The following is a 17,862-nucleotide window of genomic DNA, read 5'->3' as shown; positions in this document are numbered from 1 at the left end:
AGATCTCTGACGGGGGCGTCATAATCCCCTTTGTTGAGGGCCTTGATGAACGAGGCTTGCTTGCTTCCACGGCGCCCCGTAATCCAGCCGGTGCCGACGTTGTAGCCCCACGACACGAGCGCATCGAACTGGTTCTGGCTGAGCGGAACCCGCACCGCGGCGTTCACGGCGGCGGCGACGCGATCGACCTCAAGCCTGAGCTGTCGCTCCGCTTCGGCCCGCGTGATCTTTTCGCCAAGCTTCACCGGCCGAGTTAGATCCCATTTCGTGGTGCCCCAACCGATCGTCGGCACGTTCGCCGGGCAAAGGTACGCGTTTGCGTAGAAGCTCTCGAAGCTCTTGATGAAGTCGATGCACGCTTGTGATGGCTTCATGGTCATGTTTCCCCTCATTTCGGCAAGTTGATGGGGTCGCCCCCGGTCGGTTCCGGTGGCGCGTTCGGATCAATCTTGTCGTCTTTGGACGGCTTGGTTTTGGAGACGTTGCCGGCCGGGTCTTCCTGCTTTTCGTCGAAGAGCTCGGCCGTGATGTTCGTCGTGTAGCCGCCGCCAGGCTCAAAGCGGTGCGTGCAGCTCTTGATGCGCCAAAGCTCCGGGATGTAGGCGCGGAAGCTCGCCAGAAGGAGCTTCGCCTCGGCCCGGATCATCGGATCGCCCCCAACCTGGCAGGAGAAGCCCGCCTTCCCGCGACTGGACTTGTTCTTGTAGGCCGAGACGGCGGCCTTCGCTTCGGCCTCATTGTGGTGCGTGTAGCGCAGGTCGTGATAGGGCGCCTTGCCGACGGTGACAGCCTTGCGCTCGCTCGTCCGGATGTCGTGCCAATGCGCGCGCACGCCGCCCTTTTCACCGGCCGCCGGACTATTGCTCGGCAGGTTGATGACGTCTCCGCCATCCAGTTTATCGGATTGCGGCAAGCGGCTGTCGCCCGCCACCTTCTGATCGGTGCCACCGCTCCCGCCCATGCCGGCGGCTTCGCCCGCTTCATCGCGAGCGCTGTACTGGAAACGCCATTGCGAGCATGTCGATTCCGTGAGCGTCACAACAGGCAGTTCAGCGCCCGTCACGCTCTTGCCCGTGCCCTTTTTCGCGACCGCGAGCTTGCCGTCGACAGGACGAGCAACGCCGTCATGCAGCCCCGCAAGGCGCGTTGCGAAGGCCATGTCGCTTTCGTTGTGCTGGTCGATGTGGCGAACGACAATGCGATAAAGAGCAGGGTCAACCTTCGGCTCGTAGCCGCTTCGCTCGGCCACCTCCTTCATGATCGCGCCGATGGTCTTCTGGTGGTAGGACTGCGTGCGAGGCGTGCGATAGCTCTGCGGCATCTTCGCCGCGCGACCGGTCACCGTGAGCGTACGCGGCGGGCTCTCGACCGAGATGTCGTCAATGAGGTACGTGCCCATGTGGGCTTTGACGCCATCCTTGTATCCGAGCAGCACCTCGATAGTCGTTCCGACAAGCGGGATCTCCAGCAAGGCGCCATCGAGGAAGCGCGCGCGGTCATCGAGCTTGATGCTGACGCGGTCGCTCTTGTCCTCGGCTTCGTCGTGGACCTCCACGGACATGAGGCGGTCGGCGAGCCTGTCGAAGATGTTCTCGCCGTTGCTGATGATCTCGCAGATCGGCTGCATCGCTACCCCCATATCCTGATGATGGGCGTCGCGGCAGGGCGAGGCAGATCCGGCAGGATTACGAGCGTCCCGGCCGGGAGCTTCGGCCCCAGCATGGCGAGGCGCCGGTTCGCCTCGTAGACGCGCTCGACCGCCAGGGCTTGCTGACCCTTCTCGTAGTAGCGCCAGCAAATCTCATCGATCATGTCGCCGTCTTTGGTGAGGTACGTGTCGGCCATCACAAGCCCCCATCCTCGCCGTAGCTTTTGATTTCGAGCTTGAACTCCTGCTTGCGCGGCGTGCCGTCGGCGAAGAAGTGGGTTTGCGTCTCCTCGACGTTCATGATGACGAAGCGGCCGAAGATCTTCCCCGCGCCGGACACCAGCACGTGAGGCGTCCCCTTCGACGCAGCGGAGCGCATGGCGTCGATCTGCCGGGCTCCGCCCTTCCACGTGGGATAGACCGTGCCTTCAAGCCTGATTGTCGTGTGGCCCTGCCCGATGAATTGCATCGCCGGGTGGCGGCCGATGCGCTCCTGGCTCTCCCAGCGATATTCATCGGTGCGCTGCAGGTTCGTATATGCCGCCGTATCGATCGAGAAGCGGTAAGGTCCGAGCCCCATCATGATTGCTGCCACATCGCTCTCCCTCAATCTGAAAGATGCGATTGAACAGCCGCGCGCTGCTGCGCGGCCTGAGCGGCGAGCGCACCCCGAACGGCAGCAGCAATATCGGCCGGGCTACCGCTGCCGCCGTTGACGGTCAGATGGACCGTGAAAGGCGCGTTGACGGTCTGCGGCTTATGGACGACGAGCGGTTCGGGGATCGTCAGCTTCTGCGCTTGCACCGTCCCGGCTTGAACCGTCTGCGCGTCCACCTCGCGCGCGGCCTGTGCGAACGGCACAGTCGGAACCTTCGGCGCTGCCATGGTCGACGCACGGCTCTCAGGCATCGGGTGCAGCCACTCCGGCGGGCGCTTCACCCAATCCGGTGCCCACTCCGCCCCTCGCCCTTCCGGCGCTGGCGCGGCCAACGCAGGCGACGCGACTGAAGGCGCGGCAGGCGTTTCCACCTTCGTCTCGCCGCCCGTGATCCAGTCAGGCATCCAATCGGTAAGTGCCGACACCTTCTCGCGGAGCCAACTCTCGATGCGCGTCCACCCTGCCCTCATCCCCTCCCACAGGGAATCGATGAGCTTCGAGCCCGCGTCGAGCAAGGACACGCCGAAGAAATATTCGATTACCGCGTCAATGCCGCGCGCGATATGAACGAGCGGGTTGAACTCATGGAGCAGCTTCAAGACGCCGAGAATGAAGCCCTGCTCGAAGCCGGACGTCGCGCGGGTCCAGAGGTTGCCCCAGTAGGCGACGAATTCATCCCATTTGGCGATCAGGACGTAAACGATTGCCCCAAGCGCCGCTATGCCGCCAAGGATCCACCCGAACGGCGTCATCATCAGTGCCGCACCGAACATAATGACAGACGAAACCGCCATCGCCACCGCCGCAACGAAGGGCCCGGCAATATAAGCCCCAACGGCGAGCATGGCGGCGTTCAACGGTCCGCCCAGAAAGTCGATTGCGGGCTGAATCCGCTGCGCCCATCGCTTGAACTCGTCCCCAATCGCTGCGATGCGCTGGCGCAGATCGGATGAGGGATTGAGGAGATCGCGCACGACGCGCGTGATCTTCCCAGCCCATTCTTCGATTTTTGTCTGGATGAGCTTGCGGTTCGCTTCAAGCCACTTGAGCGAGGACTCCGCCGCGTCGTTGAGCACAGGGAGGAGCTGCGCGCCGAGACGGTTGCGAAACGATTCCAGGCGGCGCTCAAGCGCGTCGAGGTTCTCGCGATAGACGGCAGAAAAGGCCACGACGTCGTTGCCGAGGATGGTCCCGCTTTCGCGCGCTTCGACGCGAAGCTCACGGATCTGCGCGGCGGTCAGGCCGATCATCTTCAGCATTTCTTCGCCGCCGAAGAGCCCTTCGACCACCTTGATGCGGTCCATCTCCTTCAGCTTGCCGATGCGTTCGATGATCTCCGAGAAGAGCGCGGCCGGCGTCTGCATCTTCTTCTTGAGCTCGCCGGCGCGGTATCCGAGCTTCTTGAACGCTTCGGCGCCCGCGCCTTCGCCCGTCTCCACGAATTCGAGCGCGCGGCGACGCAAGTCCTTCAGGCTCGAGGCCATCAGTCCGGTGTCGACGCCGCTCTTGCGACCGGCATATTGAAGTTCTTGCAGCACTTCGGCGCTTATGCCCGCCGCCTTGGAGAGCTTGTCGAAGTCTTCGGACAGGGCGGAGACATGCTTGCCGAGCGATGTAGCTGCCGCGATCGCGCCGCCACCGCCCAGGCCGAGCGCGGCGATGAACGCGCTGAGCCGCCCCATGCTCTGGCCGAAGCCGTCACGCACGCGGGCGAGCGCCTCGCCGAGGCGGCGGGCGGCCGCTGTTACCCGGTCGAGGCCGATGGCGCGCGATAGCGCAGCAAAGCGCTCCTGAATGCGCTGGATGCCCGCCGACACGCCATCGAGGAGCGTGAGTTTGACCTGGGCTTCAGCTACCTGCGCGGCCATCTTACTTCGCCTTCACTCTTTCTTCCGCGAGGCCCCGCCAGAAAAGAAGCTCCTGCGGGGTCAGTTCGAGCAGTTCGGACAGGGGCCAGTGAAAGACGGTCGCGAGGTCCGCAATCAGGCTGGAAACGCCCTCCCAGCTCAGCGCCGAGGACGCTTCTTCCCGATAAAACCCTCGATGATCGTCGCAACCCCCTCGATGTCGGCCGCGTCCATTTCCTCGACGCCTTCGGGCGGCCAGTCGGACAAACGCGAGATCAGAAAGAACGTCTGCGCGCTGCCAGCGTCCTCGCGTTCGAGATCGCGGATGTCGCGCGCCTTGACGCGCCGCAGCTTGATTTCGGCGTGCTCGCGCCCCTCGAACGTGACGGGCACGAGGAGTTTGTAAGTCGTCTCTTTGGCGGGTGCTGCCATGGCTTCCTCTACAGTCCGATGTTCGTGCGATGCGCCGCCAGTTGATCGACGCCCCCGATGGTGCGGATCATGTTGTCGATGTCGATTTCGCAGTACTCGACATCCTTCTGGCGGTAACGGAAATAGCTGAGGTCGACGTTCACGGTGCGCGAGCTTTTGGCGCCGAGCGTCCATGCGGAGCTTTCCAGCCCGCGAAACAGCCCGCGCATATTGATGACCACCGCCTCCGCGTCAGAGCCTTGCGCCTGCACAGAGCCGCGCGCGACGACCGCCACGCCATCCTTGCCAAGCAAGGAAAGCATCTGCGGGCCGAGGTCGGAAATGACGAAGGAGAGCTTCAACTCCTCCATGCCGAGCTCGATACCGCGCGGCGCATCCATGCCACCGGCGCGATGCTTCTCGACTACGAAGTTGAGGGCTGGAAGCGTGATGGTGTCCGCCTTGCCAGCAAAGGACTCGCCGTCGACATAGAGGTTGAAGTTCTTCAGCTGGCGCGGGAGAGCGATGAGAGCCATTACACCAGATCCTCAAGGTAATCCGTGGTGAGATGAGAGCGGAACGTCACGCGCTCGGCCGGATAGGGCGGCGTAAAGTCGAAGTCGAACACCGTGTGACCTTCAGAAATCGAGGTCGGCGTGTTCAAATCCGGGTTCGGCCAGCAATCGCCGCCGAGGATAGCGCCGAGCGATGTGAGCGTGCGCAGGTAGGCGCGAACGCTTTCGGACACGTCATCGAAATAGGTCTTCGTGATGCCCCGATCGACCGCCCACAGATGCGCGCGCAGGATGGAGTCGTTGATCATGTCGGCGGTGCGAACCACGGACAAGAAAGCCCACTTCGTGTCGGAAGAGAGGGTGCGGTTGCCCCAAAGTCGATAGCCGTCTTCGCGAATGACGGTCGCGACGAGCTGCTCGTTGAGGAGGTTCGCACGGCTGTTCGGGTCGCCCAGCGCGAAGTCGATGGGCCGCGCGGTGCCGAGAATGCCGTTGATGTTCTGGTTCGATGGCGACCACCAGAAGCCCCGATCATTGTCGCTCTTAGCGATGAGCCCCGCGACCGACGCGCTCGTCGGCACGTTGACGATGTTCGTGCCGCGCTGAACCTTGACGAACGGATCGACCATATAGACGCGCTTCGACCCGAAGTCGCTCGCGTACTGAACGGCCGCTTCATCCGTGGTGTTCGGGCCGTCCGCGATGACAACCGCGCGCAAACGCTCGGCGATGCCGACGAGTTCGGCGACAACCGGGTTTGCAGACGGGCCGGTGACGGCCGTTGCGGCTGCGCCTGCGCCGTCGCCCGCGATGGCAACAGCAGGCGCGTTCGTGTAGCCGCGCCCGGGCTTGGTGACGACGATAGAGGTGATGACGCCGCCGGAGATGACGGCTTCGGCTTCAGCGCCCGTGCCGCCCCCGCCCGTGAGCGTTACGGTCGCGTGCGTGTAATTCGCGCCGCCGTTCGACAGCTGGATGCGGTCCACGCCGACCGGGCGATCACCGGTAAAGCCCGGCGCGATCAGAATGCGCGGAGTAACCCCGAGCCGAGATTGAGCGGCGAGCAGCGCATGGACGCCCTTGTAGGAGCCATCGGGAGCAACGCCGCCGATGACGTTCGCCACCGTCTCTTCGTCATCATCGCCTTCGGCGACGCGGACGACGACCACGACCGCGCCGATCTGGTCGAAGATCTGGTCGAGCGCACCGGGAAGCGTTCCAAGGCCGGTGCCGACCGTATCGAGGAGCGCAGCCTTGGCGCGCGAGCCCGCGATCTGCACCGGGGTATCGAGAGGGAATTCGGAAAGGTTGGCATTTTCGGCGGTGCCGACGATGCCGATAACGGACGAGCGGACGGTGCGAACCGGGCGCGGGCCGTCGTCAATCTCGATAACCTCAACGCCGTGCAGAAAGTCCGTCGTCATGTGTCGACTCCAATAGTCCGAGTTGACACGGTGTAAACGAGCCGCGCGCGCAGCGCATTCCACGATATCGCTTAGAGGGTCGCGGCGAGCCGGAAGACCTCATCCACATCAGCGTCAGACGCGCCGATTGCCGCCGCAAACTGCGGGATCTTCGGATCGCTGCGGTCGATTTCGTTCGCCAGGCTGAAATCGAGTTTGGCCGTCGCGTCCTCTTCCAGCGCAGCCCAGAACGCTACTTCAAAGCCCTTCTGCCGCAAGGCACGGACGAACGGGAGTTTCAGCACGCTCGGCGGCACCGGCTCCGGCACGGCCTCGTAAGTTCGCGTGATAACGGCGCGGTTGTTGGCCGCGTTGTAGACCGGCGCACTCTCGCTCGCGACCGCGTAATTGCCCTCGGGCAGCTCCGGCTCATAGACGAGCGGGACGATGCCGAGTGCCGCCAATTCCGCCTCGCTCCAAAGCTCGAAAATGTTCGACGGGTAGTTGATCTCGCCGACCGAGATCTGACGTGGCGCGAAGATTGTCTCGGCGACCGCGCCGCGTTCAATGCGTACCCACATTCATGCCTCCCTATGGCTTAAGAGATACTGCCGAAAGCATATGATATTCAGTATTCGCGCCATTCACATAAACAAGGTGTGCGCTTTCGTCGGACGTGGCAGCGTAATCAGCAAAATCCGCATAGTACCCGTTCGATTTATAGGCGAACTGATAAACTGATGAACCGCGACCCGTTGCACCCGACCATTGCGGCGCGCCAGAAGTTATGCCTCCTGACTGTGAGGCGAGAACTACGCCTCCTTTCAATGCAGGCAAGGATACACTCCCGCCGGATTTTGAAGACGTATTCCCCGACACTACCGGTGCGTTAGAGCCTTTAACCGCCCACGCCCCCCACGCCATTCGATAGTTAACGCCTGAATAGGAAAAGCTGGCTTCTGTCCCAACAGGGACAGCCGCCTTAAACCAGTGAGTACATGCTCCGTAATAGTAATCAGAGACAAAAAATCTCCCCATGGCCATCCCCCCGATAGACGCGGAGGGAGTTTGATTACCGTCATCGTTGACAGCCAAAATTATGAGCCTATCCGGCGATGCGGAACCTAATTGGAGCGTCCCATTGGTCCAGTTCCCCGAAGCCAGAAAGGACGCTGACAGAGCCGCACTGGCAGACATAAAACCAAGCGGAGGAACGAGCATCAGAATGGCCCCGCTGCAACGCAAAGAAGATTTGTGTTGTCGACATTACCCAGGCACGTCAGCACCACGACGCTATTCGGCGGAATCGTAGGAACAACATTATTTGGGAATTTGTACCCATTCGAAAACGCAAACGTATACGATCCAGAATTGTAAACGAGGACTTGCGCTGTATCGCCAGCCAAGAAATTCGACGGAAGTGCGAGGGTCGCATTCCCGGTGAGATAAATAAGTGCATTAGGAGCAACGCTCCAATCCCATGTAATCAAGCCGGACTGTGCAAGTCCCTTCCTCGAAAGTCGCACCTGTTTTGTGAATTCGGCGACTTGATCAAGATGTGCGTAGTTCGCGACCGGGGCCTTGCCGGCCAAAGCTGTTGCAACATCGGCCGCGGTCGCCTTCGTCCCGACAACATTGGCAAGAGCCGCAAGGTCCGCCTGTTCTGCCTTCGCCCCGACCGTCGCGGTGAGCGCGTCGAGATCCGCCTGCGCGGCTTTCGCGGCAACAACGAGCGCCAGCGCGTCGAGGTCAGCTTGGGCCGCCTTTGCATTGAGCGCCGTCACGAGCCCAGATACAGTCCCGATGGTGATATTGCCGCCGGAGATAAGCGCCGCGACCGCGTCCTGCGCCGCTGCGACATCTGCCTTAAGCTGCGTTATCATCTGCGTCAGCGCCGCGAGATGAGGCTCGACGTTCTCGCGGATTACGGCGAGCGCTTGGCCGGTGCCAACCGAGATCAGACTTTCCCAGTCGGCCTTGACAGCCTCCAGCGCGCGGAGCCGCTCGCCTATGCTTCCGAAGACCGCATCCCAAACGGCGCGCGACAGGTCGAGTTTGTGCGGCGCCTTATAGTCGTCAGACGCGCTCGGCAGAGACGATGACATCGGCCCCGTACTCCTCGATGATTTGCGTGAGCGCAGCCCCCTTCACCGTGATCTCGCCGCGCGGCGGCAAAGCTACAGTGCCGCCCAGCTTGACGAGCCGAGCAAGGGTGATGCGATAATCGACCTCCGCCTCGTAGGCTGACGCTTTGGCAGGTTTGGTTTTCGCAGCCATAAAGCCCTCACAATGCGTAGTAGGCGATGTTCTGGATAAACGGGATGTCGGTCACTTCGGTCGTCGTCATGTCGAGCCGCGCGCGTGCGGACGTGGCAGGTTGCGCGAGCAAGTACGTCGCGAGCCACGTCTTTTTCTTGTCGCTCACAAGGTCCGGGGTGATGACGCAAGTCGTCGGCGTCAGCACCGTGCCGCCGGCGATCAGTTTCGGTGCAACCGTGTGCTTCTGCGGATCGTATTGGTCGATGACCGCCTCGACCTGGATTGTCTGCGACGACAGCCCGAATTGGTGCTCGATCGACACCGCCTGCATGTCGCCGCGGGGTCGGAACGTCATGCCGCGTGCATAGGCGTCAAGGATGATCGCCGGTTGCAGGTCGGTGGTTCCCGTGAACACAGCTCGCAGACGCACCAAAGGCGGCAGACCGGCGAGCGGTGTGCGCTCTCCGACGGTGTCGTTCAGCGGCCGCCACTCATCCGCGTCGCTCGGGCGGATTTCCCACGTCAAAGCTGTGCCGCCGAGCGTCCAGCCCGCGTGCAACAGGCGGATGTCGGTCATGCCGTTTTCGAGGATTAACGGCTGGAACTCGACCACGGTGCGGGTCGAAGCGAAGGAGGCCGCATTGAGACGCATCGCGAAGTCGACAGTCGTCGAACCCTGCGCCCACGCACCGTCCGTGACATGAAACTGCGAGCCTTGTGCGAATTTGTTGCCAGAGACCGTCTCGAGCGCATGGTTGCCGGTCGTGACCGTGAACCACGCATAGCGCTTGCCGCTCTCTAAGGGGCTCGGCCGGATCGAGAATTTGTTCCAGCCTGTCGTCAGCAAAGCCGCTGCAATCGTCGTGTTCGCGATCACCGCGTCGAGCCGCGGCGCGCCGGAGCCATCGCATTCGCAGATGAACAGGTGCACGTCGCCGGCCGTCGCCGCGCGCGTGAAGCACAAATCGACGCTGGTCAGGATCATCGGCTGCGAGCAGAGCCATGTCTGCCCATAAATCGAGCCGTTGACGCCGATCTGCTCCGTCACCTCGTCCCAGTAGACGTCGGTGACGGTGCGCTGGATCAATTTGCCAACGGTATAGAAGACGTGTCCCCTGCCGTAATTTCGGCCACCGTCGTTGTCGAGGATCTGCCACGTCTCGCCGTTTTTCGTAAACAGCGCGCCTATCTCAGCCCTGCTGACGTAGTTTGCCCATTCGCGGTTGTTTTCGCAGACGGTTGTGGTTTCGCCGACCTCAGTAACCGTGCGCGATACCTCGCGCCGCACGAGCGAAACCTCGGTGTGCACCTGCTGCGAGATGTTGATAGATCCGCCGTCGCCATCGATGGCGAGGCGCATCGTCTCGGTCCAAGCGGGCATCAGCAGTCGGTTGTGAAACCGGACGTCCGGAGCCGTTTCGTCGATCAGTGCGAGTTGCGCGTCGCGCTCCGCCGCCCACGGAAAGCGAATGCCCTCGCGGATGCGGGCAAGCCACGATGGGTGGTTCTTGTCCCACCAATCCTGCACAAGACCGCTGTCGTAGCCGTAGGCGCGCGCCTCATCCGGCATGGATATCCGCCGCTGAAACGTCGCGACGTCGCGCTTGATCTGCCGCATGACGACCGGACTCGGAATGTCTCCAAGGCGCGAGGCGATGTTTGCAACGTCGGTTTCAAGCGTCTTGACCCGACTGTTTGTTGCCGCCTGATCGGCCTCGACCGCTTCCACGCGCCCGTCGAGTTCGTAGAGGGTTTTGACCCTGCGTGCGTTGTCCATCTCGATGGCGACGATGCCGGTTGTCGAGAGTTCGACGAAGCCGAGACAGCACTGATCCGCCGCGACCACCGGTTTGACAGGCGTTGGTGAGGTAAGGCCTTGCTGAACGACGCAGACGATTTGGCGAAGGCCGGTCTTTGGCGTCATGCGCTCAACCGTTTCTTCCGTGTCGGCATCCACCTCGAACAGACGGCTCTCCTGTTCCGTCTTCTCCTCGCCGCGCAAGAGTAGCGCCACATAGCGCCTGTCGCCGGTCACGAGAGGGAGATAAAGTTGCAGGTTGACTGAGATCGGCTGCTCGTTGCGGTAGACGATACCGCCTGTGAAAAGCGCGCCTGGATTGATGGCTATCTCGATAGCGCTCGTCTGCGAGATCGAATGTCCAGCCCAATGGTGCGGGTAGCCGATAGCGCCACCGACAATCGCCTCGTCGCCCTCGCGTGCGTAGAGTGATGCGTTTTCCCAGTCGCTGGACTCGGCAACCTCAGCCTCGCTGAAATGTACCACCTTCGTCATGGCGTCCTCACAATTTTGAGCGCGGCACGAACTGGCCGAGATAATGGGTGCCGTCGAGGGGCGGGGCGTCGGACAGCGCGAGCGGTCGCATATGGGCGAGGTCGACGCGGTATTCTGTCTCCGGCGATTTGGCAGCGCGTAGCGCGGCCAGCACGCGGTTGCGCTGCATGCGGTCTGGCGTTTTCAGAAATGCTCGCCCGCCTGCCGAACGACCGATCACGAACGCGCGAGGCGGCTTGAACGTGCGGATGCGGACGAGATAGCGCGCGAGGAATGGCCCGTGGCCGATGGGCGTGCGACCGAGTACGGCACGCCCCATGACGAACCGAGCCGGATAAGACACGGCGTCAACGAGCATAGCGTCGACGTAGCTGAGAAAGCGCACCGCGCCTGCGCGCGCACCGACCTCGAAGTTAGCGGCAAGACTCTCTGAAACGACCTGCCTCTTGCGAGCCTCGGACCAGTTCGGAAACCAGAGCCGCACGCCGTCATGAACGGCGAGCCACGGCAGAAAATGCACCGGCGCTGTCCGCGGATCGAGCACCTCCTCGACCGGCACCGGCAAGTCGTCCGTCATGGCCGCCGCGAGCGACGCCTTGAACGGCTCCGGCGCACCCGGCAGAATCTCGCGAGCCCCAGCACGCCCAGTCATCCTGCTACCTCCACGGTGAGTTCGATCACGCCCGGAATCGGGATCGTGTAGGGATCGGCCGGGATATCGGCGGGAGAGGTCAGATCCGCCCGCGTCACGGACAGACCGTAAGCCGCGCCTTCGAGTGCCGAGCGAGGCACCTGTGCCCCGATTAGCATGCGCGCCTGCGCGGCAGCAAGAATACGCGCCTCAGCCTCGGCGCGAACGGCCTCTGCATCAGGCCCGGTCGGGACAATGATCGTGCCCGACACATCGTAGACGCCGCGCGTCGCCCGCAGCACCGAAAGGCTGGTCGCCTCGGGTTTCACGGTCGTGTTGTTCGTCGCGGCGCGCACGAGCGCGAGCTCGTCGTCGGTCGCGTCGCGCCCCGAAGGCCCCGCGATTACGAGATCGACATCGCCGCGCCGTCCGTGCACCGCACGACCGATCACGGCCGCGTGGTGGAGCTGCGGCCACGCCGTCATCGCCTCATAGAGGTAACGCTCTGCGCTGCCCGCAGCAGGTCGCGTGAAGGCGAGCAGATAGCGCGCGAGCAACCGCGCGTCGCTCTCCATGACCGCTTTCGTTGTGTCGGTCGCGGGCACAACGACAAGCCTCTGCACGCCGATGCGCGCAACAACGTTGTCGAGATCCGCATCCGTTGCCGTCGGCGCGAGTACAGCCCGCACAGCATCGTTGACGCGCTGGCGGTCAAGCAGCCGCAGATAGCTCCACGCTTGCGAGACAATGACAACGGGATCGGAATTGAGCCCGGCTACATCGTAAGATGGCAGTGAGGGGTCTTCGGCGCGAGCAGCGCTCCAAACCACAAGGAAGCGCTGCAGAAACAAGGCCTGCATCGTTTCGTAATCGAGCGGCTCGACCGCGTTCGGTGATGGCAATCGCGACAAATCAATAGCAGTCGTCATTTGACTACCACCCCTTCGAGCCTCACGGCGCGCCCATCAGGCAGGTAAATGCCCTTGAATGTGAACTCGATAACACCGTCGCCCTTGGCGACGAATGCAGTTTCTCGCAGCGCGAACCTTGGCTCCCACTTCCCAAGTGCTTCGGCGACCGCGACGTAGAGATCGACCGCGAAGAAGTCGTTGACCGGCGAGTCGATGACGTTCGGCACGTTGGATCCGTAATCGCGGCGCATCACGCGCGTGCCGATACGCGTGGAGAGGATGTCCCAAATGGACTGGCGCAGGTGGTCTATGCCGTTCAGCGGCTTGCCCGTGGTGGCGCTTACCCCTGTCATGCCGGCGGCCCTGTAAGCGCGGCACCCGGCATGACGTCGGTGTGCTTGTGGTCGAAGGAGATGTTCTTGCCGTTGTGCGTAAGCGTCGGGCTTTCGAGCGTGATGCCGCCGGGCGCCTTCAGCGCGAGCTTGTCGCCAGCCGCAACGAGAGAGACGCCATCGCCGATTTCGAGCGTGAACGTGCCGCCTTTGGCGACCGCCATCTTGTAGGCCTTCGCTTCGTCGTCATACTCGATGACCGTTCCGTCGGGATAGATCGTGCGATGTAGGCTGCCTTTGTCGGCCGCCTGCTTTTCTTCGGTGTGGATGCTGCCGACGATCACGCCCTGCGAAGGATCGCCGGACGGAGAGACAACAACGACCTGCTCGCCCTTGTCTCGCCCCTCATAGGTTCGGGTCCGCCCTGCCCTCGCCTGCGTGTCGGGGATCCAGTCCGTCTCAAGATCGCCGGCCTTCACGCGATAGCGGGCAAGCTTATGGTCGTATTGCGAGATTGTGCCGATCAAAACCGTATTCGACACGCGACGCGCGAGGTCGGTTATCTCGGCGTCTCGCCGCTCAAACCCCTGCATCGTCGGCCCCATCGTCCTCGGGATGCGTGTAATAGGTCACGTCCCAATGCATGACGGCTGCATGGAGCGCGAACTCCCCCTGAGCCGCGAACGCCATGTCGGTATTGATGAGGCGCGTGGTCAGCGCGAGGTTGCCGAGTGTCGGGGCGGCGCGCAGCGCGGTCTCGACCTGCCAGGCCATTTCATCGACTGCATCAGCCCCGTCGTCGCCGGTGTGGTAGCACTCGACGCGCATATCCATGACGCGCCGACGCAAGCCACTCTCATGCTGCTGATCGGAATCGATGCGCTCGCCGAGCGTATAGACGACGATAGCCGGTGTCGAATTGGTGTTGAGCGTGAAGTCGCGGGAGTTGTAAACGCGGTGGGCCGCGTCGGTCCCGGCGCTTCGGATGATCTCGACAGCGGCGGCGCGGAGGGCTTTTCGCGGATGCATGTCACACCTTCCGCAGATGCGCTTTGATCATTCCAGAAGATGAGGCCTCGGCGTCGATGACGCGGTATAGCCGCTCCCCGATCAGCGCCGTGTCGTCCGGCTCTGGCTCATGTCCGCCTATGTCGGCGATGCGGATGTCGAGCACCGGCCGCGTTATGGTGACGGGAATACTGCCGCCCGCCTCGACTGACGCGTAAGCTGGATCGAACGGCGCGACGATGTCGAAGACCTCGCCCGTCGCCGCCCGCGTGTAGGTTACGGCCTGCCCGAAGGTTTCCCGCACGGCAGCGGTCATGTCATCGAGAAGGCCCTTCCACATTACTGGCTCTTCCCGGTGATGAGCATGTCAGGGCGCGTGCAGATGAACAGCGGGTAGCTGTACACCTCGGGGCGAACCCAGAAGTTCCGCTTCTCGTCGCGGATCAGCATCTGATAGAGCGGCCGCCCGATGGTGTTCACCATGTCGAAAGCCTCGCCTGGCGCGAACGCCTTCTGGAAAACGCCAGGAGCATTGACCGGCAAGAACTTGGCCTTTTCCTTGCCGATGCCGATGGCGTTTCGCGTACCCTTCGCTGCACCATCGTCAAAAGTGTCGACGCCGCGATAATTGACGAAGGTGATGCCGCCGAAGTCGAACACGGCGTAGCTACCAGCCTGAAGCGCAGACTGCGTCGCCACGCCGAAAGCACGGTTGAGGGTTTGCGCCTGTGCCGTATTCAGGTAGGTTTCGCGAACCTTTTTGTGGTTCGTGAGCTTGTCGAAGAAGTTGTCCCCACACAGTGCGAGAACGCGAGTTCCCATCGTCCACGCACCCTGGCTCGCGACCATCATCTTCCGAATGATGCCTCGGCAGATCTTCTCGACATCGGTGTCGTCGCTTCCGAGCGCGAAGTTTACTTCCGCCGGAGCGGCAATACTCCATTCACTGAACCAGTCGACAATCACCGCGCCGTTGGCGTCGTAGACGACACCCTGCACAGCGCCGAGCATCATGTTTTCCCAAGTCAGCTCGACGTCACCAACAAGCTTCGCCGAATACCGGGCAACGTACTGGATCATGGTTTCGAGTTCGGACTCTTCGCCGAACGCGCGGACGTTCTGGATTTCCGAGGCCTTAATCGTCTTGCCCTTGGCGATGCGGCTCGTCTCGAAGGTGCGGAGGTTGCGCCTGTCGGTGACGCCTTCCTCCAGCTCCGCGCCGCGCTCGCTCGTCTGGATGATCGACAGCGTGTTACCGCGCCGCTCGACCGAGATGCCTGTGGTGGAAATCGGCACATCCTCGAAGAGGTTGAGCGAGCCGATCAGATCGGGTTTGAATTCCCAGTCTTCGAGCGCCCGGGTCATCGTGACGGCCGAGAACGCATCGTCGTTGAAAATGTCCATATGCATGGCGAAAGTCCCCTGCCGCTTGTCGCGTTATCGCGCCTTGATGTGCTTTGCCCTGAGCGCCGTGAGCGCTGCCGTCTTCTGCGCTTCCGTAATGCCCGCCGGCCAAAGCAGCTCCGCGGCGCTGACGGCCGTGAGACGCTCGGTGATGACGCCAACGACATCAGCGGCCGAGGCGTCGACATGTCCGAACGAGATGCCGTCCGCCGTCTGCGAGCCATCGTTTTTGGAAGGATCGAGCGGCACATACTTCTCGCTGGCGGTGACGCGCGCGACTACCGTGCCAGGCTCGACAACCGCGCCAGAGGCGAACGTCACCGTTTCCCGGGAGAGATACTCGACCTCGCCAACGATATAGGCGCCCGGATGCCGCCCCTCATGAAACACAGTCATTGCGTGTATCTCCCTTAGCCGTAGCTCAGCGCTTCAGCGCCTTCTTCCAGGTCGCCAGCTTCGCGTCTTTCGTGAGGGAGCGCCTTGTCGCGCCCTGCGATCCACGCCGCGTGATCGTGTCGATCTCGCCCGCATCTGTTGCAGCCGCTGCGGCGAGCACGCGCGCTCGCGCCACACTGAGGTTCGTGCCATTCGCGATGGCCTTGGCCGCGTCGAAACGCACTCCGAGGCGCTTGGCCTGCTTGGCGAGGTTGGTGATGCCGGCGCAGCGCGCACGTTCGACGCGTGCAGCCTTGGCCTTCGCTTTTCTCGTCTTCGGCTCTTCCTCGCCTTCAGCTGCGGGCTCGTCATCTTCGCCCTCGGCAGAAGGATCCTCGTCCTCGCCTTCGGCATTCACGTCCTCGTCTTCGCCTTCGGCGGTTGGATCGTCGTCTTCGCCTTCGGCCTCGTTTTCGGGGAGATCGTCTTCAAGCTCGTCTTCGGGCTTGGGTTCCTCCGCACGGCGGCGGGCTGCGCTGACGGTCCTGCGTCGAGCCATGACGTTCCTCGCTTGCTTGCCATCGCGGCCCCTCCAGATGTCGACATATTGTCAACGCGCTGGACAAGCGCCGCCACTGCCTGATCCAAAGTTCCTACCCGGTCAGCGAGGCCAGCAGTGATGGCCGCTTCTCCCCGGAACATATCGGCTTGAGTATCGCGGATCGCCTGAGGCGTCATTCCACGATATTGCGCCACGTGGGCAACGAACATCTCGTAGAGGGCGTGCACATCGGCCTGCAGGGCAGCCTGAGCTTCGTCGCCGAGCGGCTCGTGCGGGTTGCCCCACGTCTTGTGGTCGCCTTCATAGATGAAGGTCCAGCGCAGCCCCGCCTTCGCGTCTGCCTGCGACTGGTCGAGATGCGCACAGATGACGCCGATGCTTCCAACCTCGCCCGTTCTCGCAAGCCATATCCGATCGGCGGCGCAGGCGATGGCATAGGCCGCCGATGCGGCGCATTCGTTCGCGTGCGCCCAGACCGGCTTTCGATGGCGCTTCGATAGCGCACGAATCTCATCCGCAAGATCGAACACGCCGCCGGCTTCGCCCCCGTTGGAATCGATTTCGAGGAGAACAGCCTTCACGTCCGGCTCGGCGAGGGCCTCGGCAACGCAGTCCTTCAGCCCGGAATAACTCGCCAATCCAGACGCGGCATCGAGCCACGAGCCTCGGCGCACGAGCGTGCCCAGGACAGGGACGATCGCGACGCCATTTTGCACGGTGAAGCCCTCGTTCGGCTCGCTTCCGTAATCGTCTTCGTCAGCAAAAGCCCTGACCGGTAACGCGCCCCCGTGAAGCTTGGGAGCGACCGCGGCCAGAATGACGTCGAGCTTCGACCGGCGGATCATGTGCGGCGTGTCGAAAAGGGTCGCCGCCAGATGAGGGAGATCAAGCCGCCTCACGGTAGCCCCCTTCATCCCGGATGCGCTCCGCTATCGCTTCTTCGTCCGGCTCGGATGGCGTCTCGCCTTTGGCGTGCTCGATGTCGAACTTGATCCCGCGTGTCTTGGCTTCCTCGCGCTCGACGGCGATTTCGTCGTCCACATCCTCGCGGTCGTAGCCGCGCTCGGCGAGCGCCATGGTGCGGCTCTTGAGGCCAGCGCGCAGCTCTTCCTTCTCGGCCTGGACGTCTTTCAGCGGGTCGATCATCTCCATGCGCGGCATGAGGGAATCGCAATAGAGCCAGCCGCTGTCGGGCTTGTCGAACCCCGGCAGCGTGATCGCTTCGGAGATCACGGCAAGGTCAACGAAGGTGCGCCACACAACGCGGTTGAGCTGGTAGGCCAGCACGTTGTACTGCCACTGCCTCACCCGCCGGCGGAATTGAATGATCGCGGTGCGCACGTTCGAGAAATTGCCGCGCGTCACGTCTCCCGAGACGATGGCGTAAGGCATTCCAAGCCCGGCGCAGATCTTCAAGATGTTCCGATACTGGAACGGCTCGTAGGAGCCGCCCACTTCGGCGGGCGTCGAGAACCTGACGTCGCGGTCGTCGCCGAGATCCACGATGGCGCCAGGCTCGAAGGTCGGCGTAATCTCCTCGTCGTCACCATCGTCGTTGCCGCTGTCGAACGGGGTATCTCCGCGACCAACGAGGAAGGCCGTGAA

Annotated in this window: 24 protein-coding genes; all 24 read right to left on the bottom strand. The window is 62.7% G+C overall.

Going from position 1 to position 17,862, the window contains the following annotated elements; translation table 11 throughout:
- Positions 1 to 374: lysozyme (locus tag QM659_RS15825; protein WP_415189159.1), on the bottom strand; the 374-nt coding region annotated here is incomplete at its 3' end.
- Positions 375 to 388: 14 nt separating this feature from the next.
- Positions 389 to 1,627: a phage late control D family protein gene (locus QM659_RS15820; protein ID WP_415189158.1), complete on the bottom strand. Its 1,239-nt coding sequence runs from the start codon at positions 1,625 to 1,627 to the stop codon at positions 389 to 391.
- Between the two features lie 2 nt (positions 1,628 to 1,629).
- Entirely contained in the window at positions 1,630 to 1,845 is a 216-nt protein-coding gene (locus QM659_RS15815) for a tail protein X (protein ID WP_415189157.1), read from the bottom strand.
- The gene (locus QM659_RS15810) at positions 1,845 to 2,243 is read right to left on the bottom strand and encodes a phage tail protein (RefSeq protein WP_127076025.1); all 399 of its coding nucleotides are present in this window, start codon (positions 2,241 to 2,243) and stop codon (positions 1,845 to 1,847) included. The genes QM659_RS15815 and QM659_RS15810 overlap by 1 nt, the downstream gene beginning before the upstream one ends.
- 11 nt (positions 2,244 to 2,254) lie before the next feature.
- Positions 2,255 to 4,174, bottom strand: coding sequence for a hypothetical protein (locus QM659_RS15805; protein ID WP_415189156.1), 1,920 nt, complete (start codon positions 4,172 to 4,174; stop codon positions 2,255 to 2,257).
- A gap of 1 nt (position 4,175) precedes the next feature.
- On the bottom strand, positions 4,176 to 4,289 hold the full coding sequence (locus QM659_RS15800; RefSeq protein ID WP_127076350.1) for a GpE family phage tail protein: 114 nt from the start codon (positions 4,287 to 4,289) through the stop codon (positions 4,176 to 4,178).
- 23 nt (positions 4,290 to 4,312) lie between these two features.
- Positions 4,313 to 4,585 (bottom strand): phage tail assembly protein, encoded by a 273-nt coding sequence (locus QM659_RS15795; RefSeq protein ID WP_415189155.1) that lies wholly within the window; start codon positions 4,583 to 4,585, stop codon positions 4,313 to 4,315.
- Between the two features lie 8 nt (positions 4,586 to 4,593).
- Entirely contained in the window at positions 4,594 to 5,100 is a 507-nt protein-coding gene (locus tag QM659_RS15790; RefSeq protein ID WP_415189154.1) for a phage major tail tube protein, read from the bottom strand.
- Entirely contained in the window at positions 5,100 to 6,503 is a 1,404-nt protein-coding gene (locus QM659_RS15785) for a phage tail sheath subtilisin-like domain-containing protein (protein WP_415189153.1), read from the bottom strand. Before QM659_RS15785 ends, QM659_RS15790 begins: the two co-directional genes overlap by 1 nt.
- A 71-nt stretch (positions 6,504 to 6,574) precedes the next feature.
- The gene (locus tag QM659_RS15780; protein ID WP_415189152.1) at positions 6,575 to 7,063 is read right to left on the bottom strand and encodes a hypothetical protein; all 489 of its coding nucleotides are present in this window, start codon (positions 7,061 to 7,063) and stop codon (positions 6,575 to 6,577) included.
- A 639-nt stretch (positions 7,064 to 7,702) separates the two neighbouring features.
- Positions 7,703 to 8,365 carry a hypothetical protein gene (locus QM659_RS15775; RefSeq protein WP_415189151.1) on the bottom strand — a complete coding sequence of 221 codons (663 nt, stop codon included), beginning with the start codon at positions 8,363 to 8,365 and terminating at the stop codon, positions 7,703 to 7,705.
- A 193-nt stretch (positions 8,366 to 8,558) separates the two neighbouring features.
- Positions 8,559 to 8,759, bottom strand: a complete 201-nt coding sequence (locus tag QM659_RS15770) for a hypothetical protein (protein ID WP_127076018.1) — start codon at positions 8,757 to 8,759, stop codon at positions 8,559 to 8,561.
- Between the two features lie 7 nt (positions 8,760 to 8,766).
- Positions 8,767 to 11,034 carry a hypothetical protein gene (locus QM659_RS15765; protein ID WP_415189150.1) on the bottom strand — a complete coding sequence of 756 codons (2,268 nt, stop codon included), beginning with the start codon at positions 11,032 to 11,034 and terminating at the stop codon, positions 8,767 to 8,769.
- Between the two features lie 7 nt (positions 11,035 to 11,041).
- Positions 11,042 to 11,686 (bottom strand): phage tail protein I, encoded by a 645-nt coding sequence (locus QM659_RS15760; RefSeq protein WP_415189149.1) that lies wholly within the window; start codon positions 11,684 to 11,686, stop codon positions 11,042 to 11,044.
- A complete protein-coding gene (locus QM659_RS15755; protein WP_415189148.1) occupies positions 11,683 to 12,594 on the bottom strand; it encodes a baseplate J/gp47 family protein in 912 nt (303 codons plus the stop codon). Before QM659_RS15755 ends, QM659_RS15760 begins: the two co-directional genes overlap by 4 nt.
- Positions 12,591 to 12,929, bottom strand: a complete 339-nt coding sequence (locus QM659_RS15750) for a GPW/gp25 family protein (RefSeq protein ID WP_415189147.1) — start codon at positions 12,927 to 12,929, stop codon at positions 12,591 to 12,593. Before QM659_RS15750 ends, QM659_RS15755 begins: the two co-directional genes overlap by 4 nt.
- Positions 12,926 to 13,501, bottom strand: coding sequence for a phage baseplate assembly protein V (locus tag QM659_RS15745; protein ID WP_415189146.1), 576 nt, complete (start codon positions 13,499 to 13,501; stop codon positions 12,926 to 12,928). The genes QM659_RS15750 and QM659_RS15745 overlap by 4 nt, the downstream gene beginning before the upstream one ends.
- Positions 13,488 to 13,937, bottom strand: a complete 450-nt coding sequence (locus QM659_RS15740) for a hypothetical protein (protein WP_415189145.1) — start codon at positions 13,935 to 13,937, stop codon at positions 13,488 to 13,490. Before QM659_RS15740 ends, QM659_RS15745 begins: the two co-directional genes overlap by 14 nt.
- A gap of 1 nt (position 13,938) precedes the next feature.
- Positions 13,939 to 14,256 carry a hypothetical protein gene (locus QM659_RS15735; protein WP_415189144.1) on the bottom strand — a complete coding sequence of 106 codons (318 nt, stop codon included), beginning with the start codon at positions 14,254 to 14,256 and terminating at the stop codon, positions 13,939 to 13,941.
- Positions 14,256 to 15,326, bottom strand: a complete 1,071-nt coding sequence (locus tag QM659_RS15730) for a major capsid protein (RefSeq protein ID WP_415189143.1) — start codon at positions 15,324 to 15,326, stop codon at positions 14,256 to 14,258. The genes QM659_RS15735 and QM659_RS15730 overlap by 1 nt, the downstream gene beginning before the upstream one ends.
- A 27-nt stretch (positions 15,327 to 15,353) precedes the next feature.
- Positions 15,354 to 15,716 carry a head decoration protein gene (locus QM659_RS15725; RefSeq protein ID WP_415189142.1) on the bottom strand — a complete coding sequence of 121 codons (363 nt, stop codon included), beginning with the start codon at positions 15,714 to 15,716 and terminating at the stop codon, positions 15,354 to 15,356.
- Between the two features lie 25 nt (positions 15,717 to 15,741).
- Entirely contained in the window at positions 15,742 to 16,113 is a 372-nt protein-coding gene (locus QM659_RS15720) for a hypothetical protein (protein WP_415189141.1), read from the bottom strand.
- Positions 16,110 to 17,156, bottom strand: a complete 1,047-nt coding sequence (locus QM659_RS15715) for a S49 family peptidase (protein WP_415189140.1) — start codon at positions 17,154 to 17,156, stop codon at positions 16,110 to 16,112. The genes QM659_RS15720 and QM659_RS15715 overlap by 4 nt, the downstream gene beginning before the upstream one ends.
- A partial coding sequence (locus tag QM659_RS15710; RefSeq protein ID WP_415189139.1) for a phage portal protein occupies positions 17,143 to 17,862 on the bottom strand: 720 nt, incomplete at its 5' end. The genes QM659_RS15715 and QM659_RS15710, both read right to left, overlap by 14 nt.

It is taken from the genome of Rhodomicrobium sp. (assembly GCF_047605405.1).
Classification (GTDB): domain Bacteria; phylum Pseudomonadota; class Alphaproteobacteria; order Rhizobiales; family Rhodomicrobiaceae; genus Rhodomicrobium; species Rhodomicrobium lacus.
Note: the sequence above shows the minus strand (reverse complement) of the source record. Positions and strands in the feature narration are given on the sequence as shown.

Bases quoted from the DNA above. Each gene is read 5' to 3' on its own strand.
- QM659_RS15820 (WP_415189158.1), bottom strand. From the start codon at position 1,627: ATGCAGCCGATCTGCGAGATCATCAGCAACGGCGAGAACATCTTCGAC.
- QM659_RS15815 (WP_415189157.1), bottom strand. From the start codon at position 1,845: ATGGCCGACACGTACCTCACCAAAGACGGCGACATGATCGATGAGATT.
- QM659_RS15805 (WP_415189156.1), bottom strand. From the start codon at position 4,174: ATGGCCGCGCAGGTAGCTGAAGCCCAGGTCAAACTCACGCTCCTCGAT.
- QM659_RS15795 (WP_415189155.1), bottom strand. From the start codon at position 4,585: ATGGCAGCACCCGCCAAAGAGACGACTTACAAACTCCTCGTGCCCGTC.
- QM659_RS15790 (WP_415189154.1), bottom strand. From the start codon at position 5,100: ATGGCTCTCATCGCTCTCCCGCGCCAGCTGAAGAACTTCAACCTCTAT.
- QM659_RS15785 (WP_415189153.1), bottom strand. From the start codon at position 6,503: ATGACGACGGACTTTCTGCACGGCGTTGAGGTTATCGAGATTGACGAC.
- QM659_RS15780 (WP_415189152.1), bottom strand. From the start codon at position 7,063: ATGTGGGTACGCATTGAACGCGGCGCGGTCGCCGAGACAATCTTCGCG.
- QM659_RS15775 (WP_415189151.1), bottom strand. From the start codon at position 8,365: ATGATAACGCAGCTTAAGGCAGATGTCGCAGCGGCGCAGGACGCGGTC.
- QM659_RS15770 (WP_127076018.1), bottom strand. From the start codon at position 8,759: ATGGCTGCGAAAACCAAACCTGCCAAAGCGTCAGCCTACGAGGCGGAG.
- QM659_RS15765 (WP_415189150.1), bottom strand. From the start codon at position 11,034: ATGACGAAGGTGGTACATTTCAGCGAGGCTGAGGTTGCCGAGTCCAGC.
- QM659_RS15760 (WP_415189149.1), bottom strand. From the start codon at position 11,686: ATGACTGGGCGTGCTGGGGCTCGCGAGATTCTGCCGGGTGCGCCGGAG.
- QM659_RS15755 (WP_415189148.1), bottom strand. From the start codon at position 12,594: ATGACGACTGCTATTGATTTGTCGCGATTGCCATCACCGAACGCGGTC.
- QM659_RS15750 (WP_415189147.1), bottom strand. From the start codon at position 12,929: ATGACAGGGGTAAGCGCCACCACGGGCAAGCCGCTGAACGGCATAGAC.
- QM659_RS15745 (WP_415189146.1), bottom strand. From the start codon at position 13,501: ATGCAGGGGTTTGAGCGGCGAGACGCCGAGATAACCGACCTCGCGCGT.
- QM659_RS15740 (WP_415189145.1), bottom strand. From the start codon at position 13,937: ATGCATCCGCGAAAAGCCCTCCGCGCCGCCGCTGTCGAGATCATCCGA.
- QM659_RS15735 (WP_415189144.1), bottom strand. From the start codon at position 14,256: ATGTGGAAGGGCCTTCTCGATGACATGACCGCTGCCGTGCGGGAAACC.
- QM659_RS15730 (WP_415189143.1), bottom strand. From the start codon at position 15,326: ATGCATATGGACATTTTCAACGACGATGCGTTCTCGGCCGTCACGATG.
- QM659_RS15725 (WP_415189142.1), bottom strand. From the start codon at position 15,716: ATGACTGTGTTTCATGAGGGGCGGCATCCGGGCGCCTATATCGTTGGC.